The sequence below is a fragment of the Streptomyces sp. URMC 127 genome (assembly GCF_051386535.1).
GTDB lineage: Bacteria > Actinomycetota > Actinomycetes > Streptomycetales > Streptomycetaceae > Streptomyces.
Genome location: NZ_JBPQTW010000303.1, coordinates 1 through 6,674 on the forward strand (window position 1 = coordinate 1; position 6,674 = coordinate 6,674).

Here is a 6,674-nt window from a genome sequence, read left to right on the forward strand (position 1 = left end):
CCGCCGGGGCGGGCGACGCGGGCGTTGAAGTCCTCGAAGCCGGGGATGACGCGGGCGATGCGGTCGCGGATGGTGCCGTAGTCCCGTTCGAAGTCTTCCCAGGGGGTGGGGGAGGCGTCGCCGAGCACGCGCCGGGCCATGCGGCAGACGATGGCGGGTTCGGAGAGCAGGTGGGGGCTTGCGGGCTTCAGGCCGCCGCGGGAGGCGTGGACCATGCCCATGGAGTCTTCGACGGTGACGAACTGGTCGCCGCCGGCCTGGTGGTCGCGTTCGGTGCGGCCGAGGGTGGGGAGGATGAGGGCGCGGGCGCCGGTGACCACGTGGGAGCGGTTGAGCTTGGTGGAGACGTGGACGGTGAGGCGGGCGCGCCGGACGGCGGCTTCGGTGACGTGGGTGTCGGGGGTGGCGGAGACGAAGTTGCCGCCCATGGCGAAGAAGACTTTGGCCTGTCCGTCGCGGAGGGCGCGGATGGCGCGGACGACGTCAAGGCCGTGTTCGCGCGGCGGGGTGAAGCCGAATTCTTTTTCCAGGGCGTCGAGGAAGGCCGGTGCGGGGCGTTCGAAGATGCCCATGGTGCGGTCGCCCTGGACGTTGCTGTGGCCGCGGACGGGGCAGACGCCGGCGCCGGGGCGGCCGATGTCGCCGCGCAGGAGCAGGAGGTTGACGACTTCCTTGATGGTGGGGACGGCGTGCTTGTGCTGGGTGAGGCCCATGGCCCAGCAGACGATGGTCCGCTTGGAGGCGAGGATCATGCCGAGGGCCTGCTCGATCTCGGCGCGGCCGAGGCCGGTGGCGCGCAGGGTCTCGTCCCAGTCGGCGGTGAGGGCGGTGCGCCGGAAGTCCTCGAAGCCGTGGGTGTGCTCGTTGACGAAGCCGGTGTCGACGGCGCCGTCGGTCTCGAGGACGAGCCGGTTCAGGAGGCGGAAGAGGGCTTGGTCGCCGCCGAGGCGGATCTGCAGGAAGAGGTCGGTGAGGGCGGTGCCGCTGCCGGCGAGGCCGCGGGCGTTCTGCGGGTTCTTGAAGCGTTCGAGGCCGGCTTCGGGGAGCGGGTTGACGGTGATGATCTTCGTGCCGCCGCGTTTGGCCTTCTCCAGGGCGCTGAGCATGCGGGGGTGGTTGGTGCCGGGGTTCTGGCCGGCGACGATGATCAGGTCGGCTTTGTGGAGGTCCTCCAGCAGGACGCTGCCCTTGCCGATGCCGATGGTCTCGGTGAGCGCTGAGCCGGAGGACTCGTGGCACATGTTGGAGCAGTCGGGCAGGTTGTTGGTGCCGAACTCGCGGGCGAAGAGCTGGTAGAGGAAGGCCGCTTCGTTGCTGGTGCGGCCGGAGGTGTAGAAGACGGCCTCGTCGGGGGAGCCGAGGGCGGCGAGGTCCTCGGCGATGATGTCGAAGGCGCGCTCCCAGCTGACGGGCTCGTAGGTGTCGGAGCCCTCGGCGAGGTACATGGGATGGGTGAGGCGGCCCTGCTGGCCGAGCCAGTAGCCGCTGCGCCCGGCGAGGTCGGTGACCGTGTGGCGGGCGAAGAAGCCGGGGGTGACGCGGCGCAGGGTGGCTTCTTCGGCGACGGCCTTGGCGCCGTTCTCGCAGAATTCGGCGGTGTGGCGCTTGTCGGGTTCGGGCCAGGCGCAGCCCGGGCAGTCGAAGCCGTCTTTCTGGTTGACCTTGAGGAGGGTGAGGGCGGTGCGGCGGGCGCCCATCTGCTGGTGGGCGATGCGCAGGGAGTGGGCGACGGCGGGCAGCCCGGCGGCGGCGTGCTGCGGGGCGGTGACGTCCGGTGCGTCCTGGACGGGATCGCCGGTGGGTGGCTTGCCTGCCATGTCGCTCCCCCTTGAGCGGTCGGTGGTGCGCGGTGGCGCGTACGGGTTTCCGTGCGCGGTTGTCGTGCGGCTCCGATCCTGTCACGGGGCGGCGGCGGGTGCGGGGGCGAGGTCGGCCGTGGCCGGGATTGTCAGTGGGCCGTGGCAGGATCGGGGGCGTGGCAGCAAAGGCAGTGAAGACGAACGAACCGACCGGCAGCGAGGCAGCGGAGGGAGGTCGCCCCCGCCTGCTCCTCATGGACGGGCACTCGATGGCGTACCGGGCGTTCTTCGCGCTGCCCGCGGAGAATTTCACGACGGCCGCCGGGCAGACGACGAATGCGGTGTACGGCTTCGCGTCGATGCTGGCGAACACCCTGCGTGATGAGGCGCCCACGCATTTCGCGGTGGCGTTCGACGTGTCGCGCAAGACGTGGCGCTCGGAGGAGTTCCCGGAGTACAAGGCGACGCGGTCGAAGACGCCGGATGACTTCAAGGGCCAGGTCGAGCTGATCGGTGATCTGCTCGATGCGATGCGGGTGCCGCGTTTCGCGGTGGACGGCTTCGAGGCGGACGATGTGATCGCCACGCTGGCCACGCAGGCCGAGGCCGAGGGCTTCCACGTCTCGATCGTCACGGGCGACCGGGATTCCTTCCAGCTCGTGTCGGATGACGTGACGGTGCTGTATCCGACGAAGGGCGTCTCGGAGCTGACGCGTTTCACTCCGGAGAAGGTGCAGGAGAAGTACGGCCTGAGCCCGTCGCAGTATCCGGACTTCGCGGCGCTGCGCGGTGACCCGTCGGACAATCTGCCGGGCATCCCGGGCGTGGGCGAGAAGACCGCCGCGAAGTGGATCAACCAGTTCGGTTCGTTCGCGGAGCTGGTGGAGCGCGTCGAGGAGGTCAAGGGCAAGGCCGGGCAGAACCTCCGTGATCACCTGGAGGCGGTCAAGCTGAACCGCCGCCTGACGGAGATGGTGCGCGATGTCGAGCTGCCGGTGGGTCCGGAGGGCCTGCGGCGTGCGGCGTACGACCGCAAGGCGCTGATCGCGTTCCTGGAGGGCCTGGAGATCCGTAACCAGGGCCTGCGGGACCGGCTGCTGGCCGCGGATCCGGGTGCGGAGGCCGTGGAGGAGATTGCTCCGGCGGCCGGTGCCGAGGTGGACGGCGTGGTGCTGGGCGCGGGTGAGCTCGCGCCGTGGCTCGGGGAGCACGGTGCGTCGCCGCTGGGTGTGGCGATCGTGGATGCGTGGTCGCTGGGCAGTGGCCGGGTCGCGGAGATCGCGCTGGCCACGGGCGAGGGCCCGGCGGTGTGGTTCGATCCGGCGGAGCTCGACGAGGCCGATGAGAAGGCGTTCGCCGGCTGGAGCGCCGATCCGGCCGCGCCGAAGGTCATGCACGACGCCAAGGCGGCGATGCGGGTCTTCGCCGAGCACGGCTGGACGATCGAGGGCGTGACCATGGATACGGCGCTGGCCGCCTATCTGGTCAAGCCGGGGCGTCGTTCCTTCGCGCTGGACGCCCTGTCGGTGGAGTATCTGGGGCGGGAGCTGGCCACGGCCGCCGCGAGCGACGGGCAGCTGGCCTTCGGCGCGGACGAGCAGGCCGAGGCCGATGCCCTGATGGGCCGGGCGCGTACGGTCCTGGATCTGGGCGAGGCGTTCACCGTTCGCCTTGAGGAGGTCGGCGCCGCGGAGCTGATGCGCAATGTGGAGCTGCCGACGAGCGCGCTGCTCGCCCGGATGGAGCGGGCGGGCATCGCCGCCGACCGCGGCTGGCTGGAGCGCATGGAGCAGCAGTTCGCCGCGGCGGTGCAGCAGGCCGTGCAGGAGGCGCACGCGGCCGCGGGGCACGAGTTCAACCTGGGATCGCCCAAGCAGCTGCAGGAGGTGCTCTTCGGCGAGCTCGGCCTGCCGAAGACGAAGAAGACCAAGACCGGCTACACCACGGATGCCGACGCCCTGGCCTGGCTCGCGGCCCAGACGGAGAACGAACTCCCGGTGATCATGCTGCGGCACCGGGAGCAGTCGAAGCTGCGGTCCACGGTCGAGGGCCTGATCAAGTCGATCGCGCCGGGCGGCCGCATCCACACCACCTTCAACCAGACGGTGGCGGCCACGGGCCGGCTGTCCTCCACCGACCCGAACCTGCAGAACATTCCGGTGCGGACGGACGAGGGCCGGGCCATCCGCCGCGGCTTCGTCGTCGGCGAGGGCTTCGAGTCCCTCATGACCGCCGACTACAGCCAGATCGAGCTGCGGGTCATGGCGCACCTGTCCGAGGACGAGGGCCTCATCGAGGCGTTCACCTCGGGTGAGGACCTGCACACCACCGTCGCCTCCCAGGTCTTCGGCGTCGAGCGCACCGAGGTCGACCCGGAGATGCGCCGGAAGATCAAGGCGATGTCGTACGGCCTGGCCTACGGTCTGTCGGCGTTCGGCCTGTCCCAGCAGCTGAACATCTCGCCCGGCGAGGCGGGGAAGCTGATGGACACCTTCTTCGAGCGCTTCGGCGGCGTGCGGGACTATCTGCAGCGGGTGGTCGTCGAGGCCCGTGCCACGGGGTACACCGAGACGATCCTCGGCCGCCGCCGCTATCTGCCGGACCTCAACAGCGACAACCGCCAGCGCCGCGAGATGGCCGAGCGGATGGCGCTGAACGCCCCGATCCAGGGCACCGCCGCCGACATCGTCAAGATCGCGATGCTGCGGGTGGGGAAGGCGCTGGAGGCGCAGGAGCTCACGTCCCGGATGCTGCTGCAGGTCCACGACGAAATCGTGCTGGAGATCGCCCCGGGCGAGCGGGAGGCCGTCGAGGCGCTGGTTCGCCGCGAGATGGCGGGCGCGGTCGAGCTGCGCGCGCCGCTGGACGTGTCGGTCGGCGTGGGGCGGGACTGGGAGTCCGCCGCGCACTGAGCGCGCCTGTGATGTGCGTACGGCGCTGATGTACGGCCCCTCTTCTCCGCGTTCCGCGCGGGGAGAGGGGCCGTACGCGTGGTTCTCTTCTGCGCCGTGCGTTGCTACGGTGCCCTGCCTGTTCCTGACTGCACGTCAGGTGTTCGGGATGCGGGGCGATCCGCCGGGAGGCTTCACATGCGCGCACTCGTCGCCGCGGCCGTCGGACTGGCCGCCGCCGTCGCCCTCGTCCTCGCCGTCACCGCGCTCGGTCCGCCCGAGGGCACGACCTCGCCGAAGCCCCTGCTCACTGCTGCCCCCGCGCACCCCTGACGGGCCGGCCGCGCCGTGCGCCGCAGAGCGAGCCTCGTCCTGCTCGGAGCGGCCGTGTTCCTTGCGGCCCTCGCCCCGCTGCTGCGCTGGTACGCCTTCCCGCGCCTGGCCAAGGTCCCGGCGGGCACGTACCAGAGCGCCGTCCTGGAGGCGAAGGACGCCACCCTCGTCGACTACGCCCGCCTGGAGCCGAAGACCGTCCCCAAGGTCACCCTCGTCCAGACGCTCAAGGGCAACGTCGAAGAGGCCCGCAAGGTCCGGCGCGCAACCGGGCGCGACGTCGTCGTCTGGGACACCCTCACCCACATGAGCGGGCCCGACGGGGCGATGATCTCCGAGATCCCCGAGCGGTACGTCTTCGACGCGCACAGCCAGCAGCCCGTGCACGCGGGCGGGGAGCACGTCGACGGCACGGCCGTGCGGCGCGACGGCATCGAGTACAAGTGGCCGTTCCTCGCCGAGAAGCGCGACTACCGCTACTTCGACATGCAGACCCGCACCTCCGCGCCCATCCACTACCGGGGCACGCGCTCCTTCCGGGGCCTGGACGTCTCCTACTACGAGCAGACCGTCCCCTGGACCCGGGTGCCCTTCCCCAGAACACTGCCCTTCGGCATGACGCCCGAGGCGCTGCGCGGGCTGGGCCTTGAGCGGTGGTACACGACCCGGCGCATGTTCTGGGTCGACCCGGTCACCGGCGCCCCCGTCAACGGCGAGGAGATCCACCGCGAGGAGCTGCGGTGGACCGGGCAACCGGAGAAGAAGCCGGTCACCGCCTTCGCCGGGCACGTGAAGATGCGCGCCGACTACGTGGACGCAACCGTCGCCACGGTGACCTCCCAGCGGCGGCTCGTCCTCCTGCTGACCTCGTGGCTGCCCTGGGGGAGCGCCTCGCTGGGCGGCGCGCTGGCGGTCCTCGCCCTGTTCCTCGAAGCCCGCGCCCGCCCTCGTCGTGCATTTACCGGACAAAAGGCACACGATGGAGGGAAAACCGAGCGGCAGGCCCCGGGGAAGAGGGCCGCGCGGAGCAGAGGAGGCTCGCCGTGAAGGACAAGACCGCGAAGGAGAAGACGGACGACGGATCCACCACGTCCCGGCTGAAGCAGCTCTACACCGGGGGCGAACGGCCGATCGACCCCGAGGACCTGGTCATGGCCTCCGGCCGGGACGTGACACCGGAACGGGTGGAGCGCGCGAAGCGGCTCATCGAGGAGAAGGGCCCGGCGGCGGTCGAGCGCTACCTCCCCTGAAACGCGGCGGCGGCCGCCGTGTGGCGGTGCGGTGATCCGGCACCGCCGGAAAGGTTTGTGCGGGGTTGCTCACCGCGGCGGCGGCAAACGCTTCCGGCTGCGCCGATGTCCTTCCGCCGCGGCGGTGAGCAACCGGATACACGCTGTCCGGCGGTGCCGGGCCAGCCGCGGGGTGATCCGGCACCGCCGGACAGGCCGTGTCGGGTGGCTCGCCGTTGCGGCGGAGGGAGAGTTCCCCGCTGCGCCGGTGTCCTTCCGCCGCGGCGGTGAGTAACCGGATACATGCTGTCCGGCGGTGCCGGGCCGGCCGCGGGGTGATCCGGCACCGCCGGAGCTCGCCGTTGCGGCGGAGGGAGAGTTCCCCGCTGTGCCGGTGTCCTTCCGCCGCGGCGGTGAGTAAC

At 71.1% G+C, this 6,674-nt stretch carries 5 protein-coding genes; 4 read left to right on the plus strand and 1 reads right to left on the minus strand.

The genetic code is table 11. The features are described from left to right. A partial coding sequence (locus tag ACSNOH_RS32545; protein ID WP_436725052.1) for an FdhF/YdeP family oxidoreductase occupies positions 1–1,817 on the minus strand: 1,817 nt, incomplete at its 3' end. A gap of 236 nt (positions 1,818–2,053) precedes the next feature. Between ACSNOH_RS32545 and polA the strand changes: the two genes are divergently transcribed. The 4 genes from polA to ACSNOH_RS32565 all read left to right on the plus strand — a co-directional run bounded on the left by polA (position 2,054) and on the right by ACSNOH_RS32565 (position 6,273). Further along, positions 2,054–4,711: a DNA polymerase I gene (gene polA, locus ACSNOH_RS32550; RefSeq protein ID WP_436725055.1), complete on the plus strand. Its 2,658-nt coding sequence runs from the start codon at positions 2,054–2,056 to the stop codon at positions 4,709–4,711. A 177-nt stretch (positions 4,712–4,888) separates the two neighbouring features. Then, complete coding sequence (locus ACSNOH_RS32555) at positions 4,889–5,023, plus strand: SPW_0924 family protein (protein WP_436725053.1); 135 nt, start codon at positions 4,889–4,891, stop codon at positions 5,021–5,023. A gap of 15 nt (positions 5,024–5,038) precedes the next feature. Beyond that, positions 5,039–6,070, plus strand: coding sequence for a DUF3068 domain-containing protein (locus ACSNOH_RS32560; protein ID WP_436725054.1), 1,032 nt, complete (start codon positions 5,039–5,041; stop codon positions 6,068–6,070). Further along, a complete protein-coding gene (locus ACSNOH_RS32565; RefSeq protein WP_436725056.1) occupies positions 6,067–6,273 on the plus strand; it encodes a hypothetical protein in 207 nt (68 codons plus the stop codon). Before ACSNOH_RS32560 ends, ACSNOH_RS32565 begins: the two co-directional genes overlap by 4 nt. Positions 6,274–6,674: the final 401 nt, after the last annotated feature.

Excerpts from the sequence above, each read along its gene's own strand:
- ACSNOH_RS32555 (WP_436725053.1), top strand. The coding sequence starts at position 4,889 with ATGCGCGCACTCGTCGCCGCGGCCGTCGGACTGGCCGCCGCCGTCGCC.
- polA (WP_436725055.1), top strand. The coding sequence starts at position 2,054 with ATGGACGGGCACTCGATGGCGTACCGGGCGTTCTTCGCGCTGCCCGCG.